Raw genomic sequence first — 16,673 nt, 5'->3', positions numbered from 1 at the left:
TTTTAAATTTACTTCGACCTAGTCCTCGAACGCGGCAAATTCAAGTTATTTATCCCCGACTTCTCAGGTGCAGCGACAATCTGGCTTCGATGAACGTAGTTTTCAGAGGAGAAACCAGATGTTTGATACCGAAACTTTCGCAGCAGTCATCTCCATGGCCAATAATGCGGACATTGAGCCAGCCGCTTTGTTGGCAGTTGCCGAAGTGGAAAGCGGCGGGCGGGCGCTGTTTCCTGTCGCAGATAAAAAAGAACCAGCAATTCGCTTCGAGGGCCATTATTTTGATCGCAGGCTTTCGGGACGTATCCGCGAACAGGCGCGTCAGGTGGGACTGGCTTCACCCGAAGCCGGACGCGTGCGCAACCCCAAGATGCAACGTGAACGCTGGCTCTTACTGGAACGCGCCATGAGCATTCACCGTCAGGCAGCGCTTGAATCTACCTCATGGGGCTTGGGTCAGGTGATGGGCGCGCACTGGGAATGGCTTGGTTATTCCAGCATTGATGAATTGGTGGCGGACGTCCGTGGTTCTGTGAGCGGACAGGTAATGCTGATGCTCAAATTCATCGAAAAAGCCGGTTTGAAGCCAACTTTACAGGCAAAAGACTGGCGCGATTTTGCGCGCCGCTACAATGGTCCCGCCTTCTCGCGCAATCAATATGATAGCCGCATGGCCGCAGCCTATGAGCGATGGAGCCGCAGTTTAAGCCACTTAATGAAAGCGGCATGACGCTGCCGAGCCGCGTATCGGTTTTGATACGTGCGGTAGACAAACAAGGCCATGCGCTTTAAATCGGTTTTAGCCATTCAATTTCCAGCAGAAGAGCAAACCTATGCCGCAGAAAATCGATCTTCTCGTTCCCGTCCTGCAAGGCCAGCCGGTCATTCCCGTCTTGCTGATTGACAAGGTCGAACACGCGGTTCCGCTTGCACGCGCTTTGGCCAAGGGTGGATTGCCGGCCATCGAAATCACCCTGCGCACAGCGGCAGCACTCGACGCAATTCGCGCAGTCGCATCAGAAGTGCCGGAAGCGATCGTTGGAGCGGGCACCATTCTCAATGCCAAGCAATATGAGGAGGCAGCCAAGGCTGGTTCACGCTTCATCGTAAGCCCTGGCGCAACGAAGTATATTCTCGCTGCAGCTGATGACAGTGATGTGCCGCTTCTGCCTGCGGCAATCACCCCGAGCGAAATGCTTGCTCTTCGCGAAGAAGGCTACACGCATCTCAAGTTTTTCCCGGCAGAACAGGCAGGCGGCGCGCCGTTCCTCAAAGCCCTTTCCTCACCACTGGCAGGATTAACCTTCTGCCCAACTGGCGGCATCAGCCTGGGCAATGCGAAGACCTATCTATCGCTGCCAAATGTGGTCTGTGTCGGTGGCTCATGGGTTGCCCCGAAAGAACTACTGGAAGCAGGCGACTGGGAGGGCATCACCAAGCTTGCCGCGGAAGCCGCAGCTTTAAAGGCCTGAGTGTTAAACGGTAAAATAAAAAAGGGGCCGACAAGGCCCCTTTTGCTTATCTTGATTCCGCAGATAGTCAGTTCGTTTCAGTGAACTTCGCTACCGTCAAGAATGTAACGGCATTACCGCTAAACTGACCGGAGCGTTCACTCGGTAAGTTACCGCGCTGGAAACCAGCCGTATAGACCATAGCAGGAGCCGAACGCAGCGCATCATTACGCAGAACTGCATTGGTTGCCGGCGCAGTCTGTGCGACAGACTCTGTAGACATCGCGACTGCAGAAGCAGGCATTGCGGCTGGCTGAACCATAGGCGCTGGACGCGCGGCCGAGGCAGCAATGCGACGATCACCCTTGCCCGTTGAACGCACACCGGTTTTTGCTCCATGCCCAACGGCAGCAACATGCGAACGCGATGGAGTTGTCTTTGAAACAGAGGCAGTCTTGACTGGCGCAATCTTCACTGGCTGAGGCTTAGCGACAGCAACTTGCTGTGCTTCAAAATCATCCCGTGGTGGCGCAATAAGCTCGCCGATTTCATCCTTTTTGGAAACCATTGCCAATTGCGTATCGGCCCGTGGAGCTTCCTTGGGCAGTGGATAGGAAGCAGCATTGCCCTGGGCAATCACATTGCCTGCATCTGCAACCGTTGCCTCGGCCTGCGGATTGTTATTAACGATCTGAGCAATCGCATCCTGCGGGTTTTCTTGCGCTGGTTGCGGACGCATCGCGGGAACGACAGCCGAAGCCAATTGTGGTGCAGTTTCCTGTTGCGGACGCATTGATGGGACTGGAACAAAACCGGTTAGCATCGCGTTAGTCCCAGCATCAGCGACTTGTTGTGCGGCACCCTCGTCCGGCGTTGCCGCTGCTGCCAGAGCAATCGCATCTTGTGCCGCATTAGCAGGCTTACGAGACGGAATAGGAACATTGAATGCAACCACAGGCGCTTCTTCCACTTGCTGTGGTGCCTGTATGATGGCTTCAGGGCGCGGAGCCTGCATCGGAATCGGTGCATCACGTGCCGGAAGCGCAGCGATCATGGCTTCGGGTTGAGGCGTTTGTACCGGCGCAGCAGGTGTTGGAGCCTGACGAACAGGAGCAGCACGTGCCGGACGCGACGCGGCAGGAGCAACATCACCATTATCTTCTTCTTCGTCAGCGCCTCCGCCGCCGAAGAGAGCACCAAACAAAGTCTTGCTTTTACGCGGAGCAGAGTTACTTGCCATCATAACGTTACCGCCGCTTGCCTTCTGCCGTTCGATCATAGCAAGAGCCTGTTCATACCCCGGCAGTGGCTTGCCATCAGCAGGAATATGCGCCGTTTTTCCGTCCGGGAACAGAGCGAGCAGCTCGCGACGGCTCATACGTGGCCAGGAGCGGACATTGCCAACATCCATATGGGTAAAAGGGGAGCCTGAACGCGGATAATAGCCGACGCCACCGATCTGATAACGCATACCGATAGCGCGAAGTTTGGCGAGTGGAACACCCGGAATGAAAAAATCCATCGCACGGCCAAGCGTGTGCTGGCTCTTTTTAGCAACGCCACTCGTCTTGGAACGCAGCATGTTATTCGTTGCGGGCGAACGATAAGCGGAAACAACCGTGATATACTGGTTCGAACCGGTTGAGCGATACACTTGCCAAACGAGATCGAACAGCCGCGGGTCCATTCTCGTCGGTTCATTACGACGCCAATCACGCAAGAAAACATTCAGCTTCTTCAAACCGTCCGGCAAAAATTTGCCATTCTTTTTGAAGGTGATTTCTGCTTTTTCACCCGTATGAACATAATAGAGCTTCAGCGTGCGCGTTTCGGCAGACGCCTGCGAAGGCGCTAACGCCGTTACGACCGCCGCCGCAACCAAAGCTGTCGAAGCAGACGCTCGAACCTGGGAAGCCGAATTGAACAAACCCGTCCAGACTTTCGCCAACCGCGCTTTGATAGTCGATATGCTGCTCATCGAATTATATCGCCTTACCGTGTTGTCCGCCCTAAAGGCCGTATCAGAGTTCCAAGAAACGAATATGCGTGAACCCTTATTGTCGGATTTAATGGTTAATGGACGCTTAGTGAACAACAAATGAGGAAACACCATGGCAAAAAAGACACAGGGGCGCATCTATTTTTATCATGGTAAAAAAATTATTAACAATCTTCTGAGATGCTAACATTCTGGCAACACTCACAGGCATTGCAACATTTCATTAATATTTTCAGTTTCTTATCTGTTTTAAGCGCGCAAAATTTGCGGCTGATTGCCCTCTTTATAGCTTAAATCTTCGTCTTCTTTCTTCGACGAGATAGACGCCACATCGATGCCATATTCTTTCAATTTTCGATAAAGTGTTGTTCGGCCAATACCCAAACGACGAGCAACCTCACTGATTTGACCATCATAATGCCCTATCGCGAAGCGGATCATCTCTTCTTCAGCAGCGGCCAGTGTCCGCACTTGCCCCTCTGGCGTGACACCCCTGATGGCACCCGCGAGCCGAACCTCGTGAGAATGACCGGATAGCCTGGGAGTCGAAGATATATTTGCGCGCGGATAACTAACGCCGCCAAAAATATCCATATTGCGGAAATCATGCACTGTTAGCGCATGTTCTTCACAAAGAAGAACTGCCTGATAGATTGCATTTTTGAGTTCACGAACATTGCCGGGCCAATCATAGCTTTTTAGCCCCTCCATCACAGCAGGTGTAATCCCGGTGAGATGCCCTAAGCGTTCTTCGCTCGCAAAATGCATCAGAAACTGATGCGCAAGAATTGGAATGTCTTCCAGCCGATCTCTTAGTGGTGGCAAAGTAATATGGAATGAAGAAAGCAATTGATAAAGGCCAGGGTGAAAGCGGCCCATATGAACAAAATCGGCTAGCACTCTGCTATTAGATGCAATAATGCGGGTCTCTGATAGCAACGCATTATCTGTAGTCTTCTGTAACCCTCGCATCGCTTCAAAAAGACGACCTTGCGTCCGATAAGGCAGGGCACTTATCTCATCAAAAAACAGTGTACCGCCCTGTGCTTCTGCTAGTTTTCCAGCAATAAGGATAGGTGGCTGACCCAAGGTCGACCCACGATCATCATTTAATTGACCAAACAGCACTTCATTGGTGTTTTGCTTTGCAATCACGCGACAATCAATGGCAACGAAAGCGCCTTGCCAGCGTGTACCACCGCTGCTGATGGCACGCGCAAGGGTTTCCTTGCCTGTACCATATTCACCTTCAATGAGAAGCGGTGAATCAAGCTGCATCACCCGTCTTGCAAGCGTTGAGACATTTTCCATCTCCTGACTTTTCATGACAAGCTCAGATAGCAAGATATGCGACTTCTGAGTCGTCCGTGTTCGCTTTAACTCCTGCGAAAGCGAGTCAAGCTTGAATGCATTTGCAACGGAGACTTGCATACGTTCAAAAACAACCGGCTTCGTCATAAAATCAGTGGCACCGAGCCGAATAGCTTGCATCGCTTTTTCGACTTCATCGACTTGAGCAATTGCAATAACGGGAACTTTGACATTGGCCTGCCGCATCCGGGCAAGAACCGCACAACCATCCAGATCAGGCATAGACAGATCAAGCAGAACGAGCGCTATATCTTTGCGGTTAGTGATGAAACCAAGCGCATTGATACCGCCATCCGCGAGAATGCTTCTGTGCCCCATACGCAACACAGCAGCCTCAAGGCTTCTGCGCTGTATCGGATCATCGTCGACTATAAGAATACGCGTACTCATTAATTGCTTATCTATCAGCGGTTTATATGATGGTGTATCCCAATAACTAGTATATGTCTTATTTCAGGCGTGCATTTGCAGTCGCGCTTTCGTTGAATGCAACCCCTCATATGATCGGAGCTTATTTCATCCTCAGAATAGTTCTATGATTTAGGATGGCACCTTGCCCCTTGGCGTCTTGAAAAAGACATGCGAGAAGAAGGCAACAGGAGAATGCTATGACCTTTGCCATGAAACGTTTTTCGAAGTCTGCGATGCTCGACACCATGCCTCATATGCCAGCCGGTGATACGGGAGCTGCCACGAAGGCTGACCTTGGAAAGCTGCCCGAGTGGAATCTGGCTGACCTCTACCCTTCTGCTGAGAGCGCTGAATTGAAAGCCGATCTCGAAAAGGCGGCAAAGGATGCAGCCGATTTTGAAGCCCGCTGGAAAGGCAAACTCGGTGAAGAAGCGGCAAAGGCCAATGGCGGAAATTTTGCCGATGCGATCAAGGAATATGAGGGTCTAAGCGAACTCATGGGCCGCATCGCTTCATTCGCGGGCCTTTATTACTACGGCGACACAACCGATCCAAAGCGCATGAAACTATTCGGTGATGTGCAACAGAAACTGACTGACGCCAACACGCCGCTGATTTTCTTCAGCCTAGAAATCAACCGCATCGATGACGACGTGCTTGAAAAGGCGATGGCCTCCAATCCCTCGATCGGCCACTACCGCCCATGGCTGGAAGATTTGCGCCTCGACAAACCCTATGAGCTTGACGACAAGCTGGAACAGCTTTTCCACGAAAAATCGATCACCGGCTACAGCGCTTGGAACCGACTGTTCGATGAAACCATGTCGAGCCTGCGTTTTGAAATCGATGGAGAAGAACTTGCCATCGAGCAGACGCTCAACATGCTGCATGACGCAGATGGTGCCGTGCGCAAAAAGGCATCGGAAGCGCTCGCCAAGACTTTTGGCGCAAACCTGCGCACTTTCACGCTGATTACCAATACGCTGGCCAAGGACAAGGAAATCTCCGACCGCTGGCGTGGTTTTCAGGACATTGCCGACAGCCGCCATCTTGCCAATCGCGTTGAACGTGAAGTTGTCGATGCGCTCAGCAGTGCCGTCGAAGCAGCCTATCCGCGTATTTCGCACCGCTATTATGCGTTGAAAGCCAAGTGGCTCGGCCTTGAAAAGCTGGAGAACTGGGATCGCAATGCGCCGCTGCCGGAAACACCGCAGGCGCTGATCTCGTGGGATGAGGCGCGCGAAACCGTGCTTTCCGCCTATGGCAACTTCGCGCCTGAAATGGCCGAAATTGCCAAGAAGTTCTTTGACAAGAACTGGATTGACGCGCCAGTGCGTCCGGGCAAGGCGCCGGGTGCTTTTGCGCATCCAACCGTACCTTCCGCCCATCCTTATGTGCTGCTCAACTATATGGGCAAGCCGCGCGATGTAATGACGCTTGCGCACGAGCTTGGCCATGGCGTGCATCAGGTATTGGCCGGCGAACAGGGTGCGCTGATGGCATCCACGCCACTCACACTGGCGGAAACGGCTTCCGTTTTTGGTGAGATGCTCACGTTCCGCTCGCTGCTTGAACGCACCACCAACAAGCGCGAACGCAAGGCCATGCTGGCTCAGAAGGCCGAGGACATGATCAATACGGTCGTGCGCCAGATCGCTTTCTACCAGTTCGAGCGTCGTGTTCACACCGAGCGCCGCGAAGGCGAACTGACATCAGAGCGTATCGGCGAAATCTGGATGGATGTGCAGCGCGAAAGCCTTGGCGATGCGGTCAATCTCAATCCGGGTTACGAAACCTTCTGGACCTATATTCCGCACTTCATCCATTCGCCGTTCTACGTCTATGCCTATGCTTTCGGCGATTGTCTGGTAAACTCGCTTTATGCCGTCTACCAGAACTCGGAACAAGGCTTCCAGCAGAAGTATTTCGACATGCTGAAAACGGGTGGCACCAAGCACCACAAGGAACTGCTGGCGCCATTTGGCCTTGATGCAACTGATCCGGATTTCTGGAGCAAAGGCCTGTCGGTGGTGGAAGGCATCATCGACGAACTCGAAGCCATGGAAGACTGAGCAAATTCGTGACCCACAAAGGTTTGAATAGGGGTTTGAATAGGCCGCAAATCCTTTTTCGGGATGACAAGGCGGGCCGCGATGTTTTATTCGCGGCTCCGTCTTCGATTATCCGTGCCGATACGCCAGATACGTTCGAAGCAGCATGGAAGGCCCTGCAACGCGCCCATGATGCGGGCAAATGGCTTGCAGGCTACCTCTCCTATGAAGCGGGCTATTTGCTAGAACCCAAACTGAAAGAGCTTCTGCCGGAAGGTCGCAAAGCGCCGCTTTTATGCTTTGGTGTCTTCGATGGCCCATCAGACGAAGCCTTGCACACGCGCAGCGATGACAACATCACCTACTTACGTGAACCGGTCGCCCAATGGTCGCTTGAGGATTACCAGCCGAAGTTTGCACGCCTTCACCAGCATTTGCGCGAAGGCGATTGCTATCAGGGCAATCTGACATTTCCGGTTCACGCTGAATGGGATGGCGATCCGCTCGTGCTATTTAACACGCTCGCAAAGCGTCAACCCGTTCGCTATGCGACCTATTGCGATCTCGGCGGCCCGATCATCCTGTCGCGTTCGCCGGAACTGTTCTTTGAAGTAGATAGCGAAGGTTATATCGAAACACATCCAATGAAGGGCACCATGCCGCGCGGTGCCACTCCTTTTGAGGATGAAGCCAACCGCCAGTTCCTGATGAACGACCCTAAAAATCAGGCGGAAAACCGCATGATCGTCGACCTGTTACGTAATGACATTTCATTGGTCAGCGAAGTCGGATCACTTGATGTGCCCGAACTTTTCCGCGTCGAAACTTATCCAACCGTGCATCAGATGATCAGCCGCGTGCGCGCAAAGCTTCAAGACAATCTGCCACTGCGCGCGATTTTTGCAGCGCTTTTCCCATGTGGTTCCATTACCGGCGCGCCGAAAATCAGCGCGATGGAAATTCTGCGCCAACTAGAAAGCGACCCGCGCGACATCTATTGCGGCTCGCTCGGCTGGATCGAGCCGGGTGGGCGTATGCGGTTCAATGTTGCCATCCGCACGATCTCGCTTCTTGAGCAAAATCGTGCAATCTTCAATGTCGGGGGCGGCGTGGTCTTCGATTCCACAGCGCAAGCGGAGTATGAGGAATGTCTTCTGAAAGCACGGTTCGCGACGGGACAGCGACCAGCCATGCGGACCCAGACTATCAGCTGATCGAGACCATGCGCTGGGAGCCTCTTTCGGGTATCCTGCGTTGCGATCTTCATATGGCGCGGCTGGAAAACTCCGCGAAAGAGCTTGGCTTCCGCTACAACATGGAAACGGTGCATAAGAAGATCGCCGAGATCAGCGCCGGGGACAGCCCACTCAAACTGCGCCTGACCCTTGCTCCGGACGGTCTCGTCGAGATTGCGGCTTTTCCTTATGAGCCGTTGCAGCCACAGACTGTCTGGCGCATCGCAGTGGCAGAAACGCGTCTGAAACACGATGATGCCTTGCTGCGCCACAAGACCACGCGGCGTGAGGCCTATATTTCAGCCCGTGAAGAATATTCTTCAGCCGAGGTGGATGAAGTCATTCTGCTCAACGAACGTGGCGAAGTGTGTGAAGGCACCATCACATCGATTTTCCTCGATATCGGCGGCACGACCTGTGTCACCCCTGCCCTTTCCTGCGGCCTGCTTGATGGTGTTCTGCGGCGCGAACTTTTGAACAACAGCGTGGTTCAAGAAGGCATTGTGACGGTGGATGATCTTAGCCGCGCGCGCAACATTCTTGTTGGCAATTCATTGCGTGGAATGATCCGCGCTCAGCTGGTTACGATATAAATTCGTTAAACACGTTTGCTGTCATAGACTTATGACGTTTCTTTCTTTGTATGAACCTGTGCTATCGTAGCAAAATGAGTAATTCCGCATCCCGGAAATACCAAGCGCTGCATTCTTGCGGCAGGAGAGAGAAAGAAAATGGCGAAAGCGAAATGGCCAGTCTATGGCGAAATTACCGGCTCTGTTATCATGATCGGCTTTGGCTCGATCGGGCGCGGTACCCTGCCACTGATCGAACGCCATTTCAAACTCGACAAGTCCCGTCTGGTCGTCATTGATCCATCTGAGAAGAACCGCAAGATCCTAGATGACAAGGGTATCCGCTTCATCAAGGAAGCGATCACCAAGGACAATTATAAGAAAATCCTTGGGCCTCTGATCAAGGAAGGCGAAGGCCAACCGTTCATCGTCAATCTGTCGGTCGACACTGGTTCGCTCGATTTGATGCGTTACAGCCGCGAACAGGGCGCACTCTATATTGATACGGTCGTCGAGCCATGGCTTGGCTTCTATTTTGATGAAAAAGCCGACAATGCCGCGCGCACAAATTATGCACTGCGTGAAACCGTGCGTGCCGAAAAGAAAAAGCATCCGGGCGGCCCTACCGCTGTTTCCTGCTGCGGCGCAAATCCCGGCATGGTGTCGTGGTTTGTAAAAAAGGCGCTGATTGACCTCGCCACCGAACTCAAATTGGAATTTGAAGAGCCTGCCACCGATGACCGTCAGGGCTGGGCGAAGCTCATGAAGAAGGTCGGCGTGAAAGGCGTTCATATCGCAGAACGCGACACCCAACGCGCCAAAGAACCAAAGCCATTTGATACATTCTGGAACACATGGTCGGTCGAGGGTTTTATTTCTGAAGGCTTGCAGCCTGCCGAGCTTGGCTGGGGCACCCACGAAAACTGGAAACCGAAGAATGCTCGCAAGCAGAAGAAAGGCAACAAGGCTGCGATCTTCCTTGAACAACCCGGCGGTAACACGCGCATTCGCACCTGGTGCCCGACCCACGGCGCACAATATGGCCTGCTTGTAACCCACAATGAAGCAATTTCGATTGCCGATTTTTTCACTGTGCGCAGCAAGAAGGGCAAGCTCGAATATCGCCCGACCTGTAACTATGCCTATCATCCAAGCAATGTTGCCATTCTCTCGCTTGACGAAATGTTTGGCGGCAGTGGACGCGCACAGACGGTCCAGCATGTGCTTGAAGAAGAAGAAATTCTCGACGGTTCGGATGAGCTGGGGGTTTTGCTCTATGGTCACGACAAAAACGCCTATTGGTATGGCTCGCAGCTGAGCGTCGAAGAAGCGCGTAAGCTCGCGCCTTATCAGAACGCGACAGGTCTACAGGTTTCTTCTGCCGTTCTGGCAGGCATGGTGTGGGCGCTGGAGAACCCTGAAAGCGGTATCGTCGAAACTGACGAAATGGACTATCGACGCTGCCTTGAAGTACAGCTCCCCTATTTGGGACCAGTCAAAGGCTATTATACCGACTGGAACCCGCTGGAAGGCCGTGGCGTCCTGTTCGAAGAAGACCTCGACACCAAAGACCCTTGGCAATTCCGCAACATTCTTGTTCGCTAGGCATGTGACTGCCCGGCTGAAGCCGGGCTACCGAATGCGACAGTTGCGCAACAGTCCTGCAATCCTAACAAAAGGGACTTGTATTCGTTTAAATTTCCATACATCACACGATAAACACTCTTATGGAGAAAATGGACATGAAACGCTTCCGCATTATTGGCTCTACGGCAATCGTGTCGCTCGCGCTTGCAGGTTGTGTGGCAACCGGCCCTGGCGGTGGCGGCAATGTCCCGGTCGTCAATCGCGCGCCATCTGGCATTGATGGTTCCTGGGTCGATCCAAACGGGATCGTGTCATCTTTTAATGGCGGTATTTTTGAAACGCGCGCCACTGATACAAACGAAAAGCTGGCTGAGGGGAATTATCGTTACCAGTCTCCCCAGCTGGTTGAAATCGACATGCGTTCAATCGTGCGTGGCACCTCGTCCCGCGTAAACTGCGCTCTCGTTTCGCAAAACCAGCTTAATTGTACATCCTCGGCAGGCTCGCGCTTCTCACTCACCCGTCGCGGCTAATCGCGATCCGAAAAATTGATTGGGCGGCACACGTGGCGAGCGTGTGCCGCTTTTTAGTTGGTTCTCGTCTGTGATGGCTGATAAATTAACAGTCTTGAGCACTGTAAGGATTGTAATTTACCTTTTTTTCTCTAGTTTTCCGGCAGCGTAGGAACAGGAAGATGAATGAGATGGATAAAGTGATCACATCCCCGGAACACCATTGTGCAAAGCAACCCAAAGTTGGTGTTCTGCTGGTCAATCTCGGCACCCCGGATGGTACGAGTTATGCTCCAATGCGCCGTTATCTGGCCGAGTTTCTCTCGGATCGCCGCGTCATCGAATGGCCTCGCATTCTCTGGTATCCTATCCTTTACGGCATCGTGCTCACCGTGCGCCCAAAGCGCTCCGGAAAACTTTATGATCGCATCTGGAACCATGAGAAAAACGAATCTCCTTTGCGCACCTACACCCGCGCTCAGGGCGAAAAGCTTGCGGTAGCGCTAAAAGATCAATCGAATGTCATCGTCGACTGGGCCATGCGTTATGGTCAGCCTTCGATTGAGGAAGTGACGGACCGGCTGCTGAAACAGGGCTGCGAGCGCATCGTGATGTTCCCGCTTTATCCGCAATATTCAGCAACCACGACCGCCACTGTAAATGATAAATTCTTTGAAGTGCTGATGAAAAAGCGCTTCATGCCAGCGGTCCGCACGATTCCTTCCTATGAAGTTGAGCCAGTCTATATCGAGGCGCTCGCGCAGTCGATTGAGAAGCATCTGGCAACCCTTGATTTCAAGCCGGAAGTTATCCTCGCTTCTTATCACGGCATTCCGAAAAGCTATTCCGACAAAGGCGATCCATATCGCGCACAATGCCTTGAAACATCACGGCTTTTGCGTGCTCGGCTTGGCATGGATGACAAACAGTTCCGTTCCACCTTCCAGTCGCGTTTCGGACCGGAAGAGTGGCTCCAGCCCTACACTGACGAAACCCTTGTGGAACTGGCCAAGCAGGGCGTAAAATCCGTTGCCGTTCTCAATCCGGGCTTTGTGGTGGATTGTCTGGAAACGGTGGATGAAATTGGCCATGAAGCAGCAGAAGAATTTCATGAGGCCGGTGGTGAAAACTTCAGCCATATCCCATGTCTCAATGACAGCGAAGAGGGTATGAAAGTGATCGAAACACTCGTCCGTCGTGAGTTGCAGGGTTGGGTTTAATTTAGAGGGTTTGGATAATGACTGGTTTTGACATTACGCTGCTGATTTTAGCTGCACTCGTTCTGATTACGCTTTTTGCTGGCATCAAGACTGTGCCCCAAGGCTATAACTACACAGTCGAGCGTTTTGGCCGCTATACCCGCACGCTGATGCCGGGCCTCAATCTCATCGTGCCTTTCTTTGATCGCATTGGTGCAAAGCTCAATATGATGGAACAGGTGCTGGACGTTCCAACGCAGGAAGTTATCACCCGCGACAATGCAATCGTGGGTGTTGATGGCGTGGCTTTTTATCAGGTACTCAACGCAGCACAGGCCGCTTATCAGGTTTCCAATCTGCAATATGCAATCCTGAATCTCACCATGACAAATATCCGTTCTGTTATGGGCTCAATGGATCTGGACGAACTGCTTTCCAACCGTGATGCGATCAATGATCGCCTGTTGCGTATCGTCGATGATGCAGCGCATCCATGGGGTCTGAAAATAACCCGTGTAGAGATTAAAGACATTAACCCACCGGCTGATATTGTGACCTCAATGGCACGCCAGATGAAGGCGGAGCGCGATAAGCGTGCACAGGTTCTGGAAGCAGAGGGCGACCGCAATGCGCAGATTTTGCGTGCGGAAGGCCAGAAGCAATCACAGATTCTGGAAGCTGAAGGTAAGCTCGAAGCTGCAAAACGCGAAGCTGAGGCGCGTGAACGTCTGGCGGAAGCAGAAGCACGCGCAACGACACTTGTTTCAGATGCTGTGTCGAGCGGCAACGTGCAAGCACTCAACTATTTTGTTGCGCAGAAATATACCGAGGCACTCGGCAATATCGCCAGCGCCAAGAACCAGAAAGTGGTCCTGATGCCACTTGAAGCAAGCTCGGTGATTGGCTCGCTGGCTGGTATCGGTGCGATTGCCAAGGAAGTGTTTGGTGATGGCAACCATTCGGTTGACCCGACACCGACTGCGCCAGCACCACGCTCGCGCAGCGTTCCCACCACTCGTAGCTAAAACAGGCAGGGCGTCATGATTATCAATTTCCTGTCACAGCTTGGGCTTTGGGGCTGGTTCGTTTTAGGACTCGTCCTGCTCATTCTGGAAATTCTGGCGCCCGGCATTTTCTTCATCTGGTTTGGCCTTGCAGCCCTTATAACAGGTGTCCTGGCTTTCCTGCTCGGTTCAATTGCGGACTTCGGTTGGCAATTGCAAATCGTGCTGTTTCTCGTTTTTGCTGTGGTTTTTGCGCTGGTGGGACGCCGCGTTTTTGGCTCCAGCGGCCGTCAGGATGAACCACTGCTCAATCGTCGCGGAGATCAGCTCGTCGGTCAGCGCGCAACTCTTACCGAACCAATCATAAACGGTCGGGGCCGCATCCGCATCAATGACACGACATGGCGTATCAAAGGCCCGGACTTACCCGCAGGTACCGAGGTTCATATTGTGTCGTTTGATCCGATAACGCTTGAGATGGAAGTGGCAGTTTAAGCAGCCACTTCCGCAAACTCATGCTACCCCGATACGGAGCAGATCATGGAAGTGTACGAGGCCAATTGGTCGATTGTCTTCAACAACGATCAATGCGCCGATATGCTTTTCATTGATGAGACTTAGCGCTGCGCTTGCCAGCAAATTCTTATCAATCGTCCTCGGCTTACGTGTCATGATGTCATCAACAGTCAGCTCCGAAAGGCTGCGGCTCAGATTTCGCGAAATATCGCCATCAGAGATGAAACCTGCCAGCTGCCCATCCTGATCGACAACGATGACGCAACCGAAACTCTTCTGCGCCTGTACCTTCATGGCTTCCGGCATCTTTGTGCCAACAGTGACCAGCGGCAGACGGTCACCCTTATGCATGATTTCGCGCACATGAACGAGGCTCGCACCGAGTGAGCCTCCCGGATGGAAGGTTTTAAAATCTGTTGGGCTGAAACCGCGTGCTTCGAGAAGAGCAATTGCAAGCGCATCCCCAATGGCCAATTGCATCATTGTCGACGTGGTCGGAGCAAGGCCATGCGGACAGGCTTCCTGCGCTTTTGGCAGCAACAACACGACATTGGCCGCACGTCCAAGGGCTGATTCCTCGCCCGCAGTAATTGCGATCAGCGGAATGCGGAAGCGCTGCGAATAATTGACGATGCCCTTGAGTTCCGCCGTTTCGCCGGACCAAGAAATCGCGAGAATGACGTCATCCTTGCCGATCATGCCAAGGTCGCCATGATTGGCTTCGGCAGAATGCACGAAGAAAGCCGAAGTGCCCGTGGAAGCGAATGTTGCTGCAAGCTTGGCACCAATATGGCCGCTTTTACCAACGCCTGTCACTACCAGACGGCCTTTGGAGCTAACTATCGTCTTTACTGCTTCAGCAAACGGTGCAGACAGGCCATTGTTCAGCGCATCTTCGAGCGCCAAAAGACCCGTATTTTCGGTTCTGATCGTGCGCAGAGCCGAGGCAATAGAATCCTCCGCACGCGCGACTTCGTGTGTCGTGTCGAGCTTTGTCATGATGCCAACGGTTAGCGCCTTCATTGCTGCTTGTCCAAGCATTTGTTGACGCACATGAGCGCAGCGCCGGACGCTATAATCAATAAAGAATTAACCATGTGCGTTTACCGTTCAATTACCACGTTGCAACGATTTGAAGACAATATGCTTTTTGCGAATATCCCATCGCGCGCCCCCTCACCTTTTGCCCGCAGGCTGAGAAGCCTGTTGCTGGCAGCATGCGCCTTTGCAATCAGCAACTCGCCAGCATTTTCTCAAGACGTCTCGCTACGCGGCAGCCTAGGCGACGACAACCTCTTCGTTTCTTCAAATGAAAACGACACCTATCGCGATGGCGATCCTGCAAATCTGAATACGTCTTCACAGGACGACCTTGCAGACGATTCCTACACACCCCCCACCCCGCCGAAGCCCACTGGGACATCAGAAGCAACAAAGCTTTCAGAAGAAGAAGCTCCACGTTTTCTAGCCACCGACAATATGCCGGTTGGTGCGATCACAATGCAAGAACGCGAAGATACTGGCCGTGCCCGCCGTGAGAACCTGCCTATGCTTCCTGCACAGGGTCGCCGTGCAACACAGGGAGCGGATCCATTCGCTCCAATCGGCATTCGTACTGGTAATTTCATACTGCGTCCCTCACTCGAACAAGGCATTCGCGCGACGACCAACGGTGACAACAGTTCGACAGGTTCAAGCGCCGTGTTGTCGGAAACAACTCTCCGTCTCAATGCGGAATCGGATTGGGGACGCCATCAGGCGAAAATCGATGCTTCCGGCACGATGAGCAAATCAATCTCCGGGCAGGACGTATCAGAACCTCGCGTCGATGTTCAGGGCAATTTGCGTTTTGATTTGAGTGACCAGACAACCGTGAATGCAGGCGCAGGCTATAAGCTGCGCCGTGAAAGCGCATCAAGCCCCAACGGCGTGACGGATGCCTTGAAACGCCCGCTTGTCCATACGATCAACGGCAGCCTAGGCATCGAACGTGACACCGGGCTGGTATTTGGTCGCGCCACAGGTCGCCTTGAGCATGACAGCTACGGCAATGCAGAACTTTCGTCTGGTGGCACTGTCAGTCAGAAGGACCGCGACAATACCTATGCCAGCGTAACGCTGCGCGGCGGTTTCGCGATTTCGCCTGCGCTTAAGCCCTTCGCCGACGTCGAACTCGGAAAGCGGATATTCGATGAACGGGTAGACAGTAACGGCTATGAGCGCAGCGGCTCACAATATGGGTTGCGCGCAGGTCTCATGTTTGATCGCGGTGAAAAATTCAATGGCGAATTCTCAGCGGGCTACATGCGTGCCAATAGCGACGATTCCCGCCTCGCAGATGTCAGCGGCCCATCGCTTGCGGCAGCCATCAACTGGTCGCCATTACGTGGAACCGACGTACAGCTTTATGCCCGCACCATGGTGGATACCTCGACAACGCCGGGTGTTGCAGGCGCACTGCTACACTTTGCTAGCCTTGAGGTCACACGACGTGTACGCTCTGATCTAAGCCTCAACGGCAAACTTGATCTCAATATCCGCGACAACAAGGACGGCACTGGCACGGATTACACCATCGGCGCCCAGATTGGTGCGACATACTGGATCAATCGCTTTGTCGGCATTGATGCACGACTACGGCATGAGTTTCAAACCAGCCAGATTTCCTATCGCGAGTACCACGCCAACAGCATTTATGTTGGCATGAAAGTGCAGCGATAAAGCATGTCACGAAAAAAGGACGGCTTGTGCCGTCCTTATACTTT

The 16,673-nt window shown here is 52.9% G+C and carries 14 protein-coding genes; 11 read left to right on the top strand and 3 right to left on the bottom strand.

What is annotated here, in order from left to right; all coding sequences use genetic code 11:
• The first annotated feature begins 118 nt into the window (after nucleotides 1-118).
• Together U2P60_RS03070 and U2P60_RS03065 are read left to right on the top strand one after the other, a co-directional pair.
• Nucleotides 119-730 carry an N-acetylmuramidase family protein gene (locus U2P60_RS03070; RefSeq protein ID WP_413571234.1) on the top strand — a complete coding sequence of 204 codons (612 nt, stop codon included), beginning with the start codon at nucleotides 119-121 and terminating at the stop codon, nucleotides 728-730.
• 103 nt (nucleotides 731-833) lie between these two features.
• Nucleotides 834-1,472 carry a 2-dehydro-3-deoxy-phosphogluconate aldolase gene (locus U2P60_RS03065; RefSeq protein WP_413571232.1) on the top strand — a complete coding sequence of 213 codons (639 nt, stop codon included), beginning with the start codon at nucleotides 834-836 and terminating at the stop codon, nucleotides 1,470-1,472.
• A gap of 67 nt (nucleotides 1,473-1,539) precedes the next feature.
• On the opposite strand, the gene U2P60_RS03060 is transcribed toward U2P60_RS03065, so the two are convergent.
• A complete protein-coding gene (locus tag U2P60_RS03060) occupies nucleotides 1,540-3,429 on the bottom strand; it encodes a DUF882 domain-containing protein (protein WP_413571229.1) in 1,890 nt (629 codons plus the stop codon).
• Between the two features lie 270 nt (nucleotides 3,430-3,699).
• Nucleotides 3,700-5,211 (bottom strand): sigma-54-dependent transcriptional regulator, encoded by a 1,512-nt coding sequence (locus U2P60_RS03055; protein ID WP_413571226.1) that lies wholly within the window; start codon nucleotides 5,209-5,211, stop codon nucleotides 3,700-3,702.
• 218 nt (nucleotides 5,212-5,429) lie between these two features.
• Between U2P60_RS03055 and U2P60_RS03050 the strand changes: the two genes are divergently transcribed.
• The 8 genes from U2P60_RS03050 (at nucleotide 5,430) to U2P60_RS03015 (ending at nucleotide 13,887) form a co-directional block, all read left to right on the top strand.
• The gene (locus tag U2P60_RS03050; RefSeq protein WP_413571223.1) at nucleotides 5,430-7,304 is read left to right on the top strand and encodes a M3 family oligoendopeptidase; all 1,875 of its coding nucleotides are present in this window, start codon (nucleotides 5,430-5,432) and stop codon (nucleotides 7,302-7,304) included.
• 35 nt (nucleotides 7,305-7,339) lie between these two features.
• On the top strand, nucleotides 7,340-8,497 hold the full coding sequence (locus U2P60_RS03045; RefSeq protein ID WP_413571221.1) for an aminodeoxychorismate synthase component I: 1,158 nt from the start codon (nucleotides 7,340-7,342) through the stop codon (nucleotides 8,495-8,497).
• On the top strand, nucleotides 8,431-9,111 hold the full coding sequence (locus tag U2P60_RS03040; protein ID WP_413571219.1) for an aminotransferase class IV family protein: 681 nt from the start codon (nucleotides 8,431-8,433) through the stop codon (nucleotides 9,109-9,111). The genes U2P60_RS03045 and U2P60_RS03040 overlap by 67 nt, the downstream gene beginning before the upstream one ends.
• Before the next feature lie 138 nt (nucleotides 9,112-9,249).
• On the top strand, nucleotides 9,250-10,695 hold the full coding sequence (locus U2P60_RS03035) for a homospermidine synthase (RefSeq protein ID WP_413571217.1): 1,446 nt from the start codon (nucleotides 9,250-9,252) through the stop codon (nucleotides 10,693-10,695).
• Nucleotides 10,696-10,832: 137 nt separating this feature from the next.
• Nucleotides 10,833-11,210: an outer membrane lipoprotein Omp10 gene (gene omp10, locus U2P60_RS03030; protein WP_313829137.1), complete on the top strand. Its 378-nt coding sequence runs from the start codon at nucleotides 10,833-10,835 to the stop codon at nucleotides 11,208-11,210.
• A gap of 161 nt (nucleotides 11,211-11,371) precedes the next feature.
• A complete protein-coding gene (gene hemH / locus U2P60_RS03025; protein ID WP_413571213.1) occupies nucleotides 11,372-12,409 on the top strand; it encodes a ferrochelatase in 1,038 nt (345 codons plus the stop codon).
• A gap of 17 nt (nucleotides 12,410-12,426) precedes the next feature.
• Nucleotides 12,427-13,413 carry an SPFH domain-containing protein gene (locus tag U2P60_RS03020; RefSeq protein ID WP_413571210.1) on the top strand — a complete coding sequence of 329 codons (987 nt, stop codon included), beginning with the start codon at nucleotides 12,427-12,429 and terminating at the stop codon, nucleotides 13,411-13,413.
• A 15-nt stretch (nucleotides 13,414-13,428) separates the two neighbouring features.
• A complete protein-coding gene (locus tag U2P60_RS03015; RefSeq protein ID WP_313829134.1) occupies nucleotides 13,429-13,887 on the top strand; it encodes an NfeD family protein in 459 nt (152 codons plus the stop codon).
• An 18-nt stretch (nucleotides 13,888-13,905) separates the two neighbouring features.
• Here U2P60_RS03015 and U2P60_RS03010 read toward each other — a convergent pair whose 3' ends face one another.
• Complete coding sequence (locus U2P60_RS03010) at nucleotides 13,906-14,907, bottom strand: KpsF/GutQ family sugar-phosphate isomerase (RefSeq protein WP_413571979.1); 1,002 nt, start codon at nucleotides 14,905-14,907, stop codon at nucleotides 13,906-13,908.
• A gap of 144 nt (nucleotides 14,908-15,051) precedes the next feature.
• Here U2P60_RS03010 and U2P60_RS03005 point away from each other — a divergent pair, with 144 nt between their 5' ends.
• A complete protein-coding gene (locus U2P60_RS03005) occupies nucleotides 15,052-16,629 on the top strand; it encodes an outer membrane beta-barrel protein (protein ID WP_413571207.1) in 1,578 nt (525 codons plus the stop codon).
• The last annotated feature ends 44 nt before the right edge of the window (nucleotides 16,630-16,673 follow it).

Source organism: Brucella sp. H1_1004 (assembly GCF_047308065.1).
Taxonomy (GTDB): domain Bacteria; phylum Pseudomonadota; class Alphaproteobacteria; order Rhizobiales; family Rhizobiaceae; genus Brucella; species Brucella pseudogrignonensis_B.
The sequence above is the reverse complement of the archived record's forward strand: the minus strand, read 5'-3'. Positions and strand labels throughout refer to the sequence as shown.

Coding starts and splice junctions, on each gene's coding strand:
- U2P60_RS03070 (WP_413571234.1), top strand. CDS start 119: ATGTTTGATACCGAAACTTTCGCAGCAGTCATCTCCATGGCCAATAAT.
- U2P60_RS03065 (WP_413571232.1), top strand. CDS start 834: ATGCCGCAGAAAATCGATCTTCTCGTTCCCGTCCTGCAAGGCCAGCCG.
- U2P60_RS03060 (WP_413571229.1), bottom strand. CDS start 3,429: ATGAGCAGCATATCGACTATCAAAGCGCGGTTGGCGAAAGTCTGGACG.
- U2P60_RS03055 (WP_413571226.1), bottom strand. CDS start 5,211: ATGAGTACGCGTATTCTTATAGTCGACGATGATCCGATACAGCGCAGA.
- U2P60_RS03050 (WP_413571223.1), top strand. CDS start 5,430: ATGACCTTTGCCATGAAACGTTTTTCGAAGTCTGCGATGCTCGACACC.
- U2P60_RS03040 (WP_413571219.1), top strand. CDS start 8,431: ATGTCTTCTGAAAGCACGGTTCGCGACGGGACAGCGACCAGCCATGCG.
- U2P60_RS03035 (WP_413571217.1), top strand. CDS start 9,250: ATGGCGAAAGCGAAATGGCCAGTCTATGGCGAAATTACCGGCTCTGTT.
- omp10 (WP_313829137.1), top strand. CDS start 10,833: ATGAAACGCTTCCGCATTATTGGCTCTACGGCAATCGTGTCGCTCGCG.
- hemH (WP_413571213.1), top strand. CDS start 11,372: ATGAATGAGATGGATAAAGTGATCACATCCCCGGAACACCATTGTGCA.
- U2P60_RS03020 (WP_413571210.1), top strand. CDS start 12,427: ATGACTGGTTTTGACATTACGCTGCTGATTTTAGCTGCACTCGTTCTG.
- U2P60_RS03015 (WP_313829134.1), top strand. CDS start 13,429: ATGATTATCAATTTCCTGTCACAGCTTGGGCTTTGGGGCTGGTTCGTT.
- U2P60_RS03010 (WP_413571979.1), bottom strand. CDS start 14,907: ATGACAAAGCTCGACACGACACACGAAGTCGCGCGTGCGGAGGATTCT.
- U2P60_RS03005 (WP_413571207.1), top strand. CDS start 15,052: ATGCTTTTTGCGAATATCCCATCGCGCGCCCCCTCACCTTTTGCCCGC.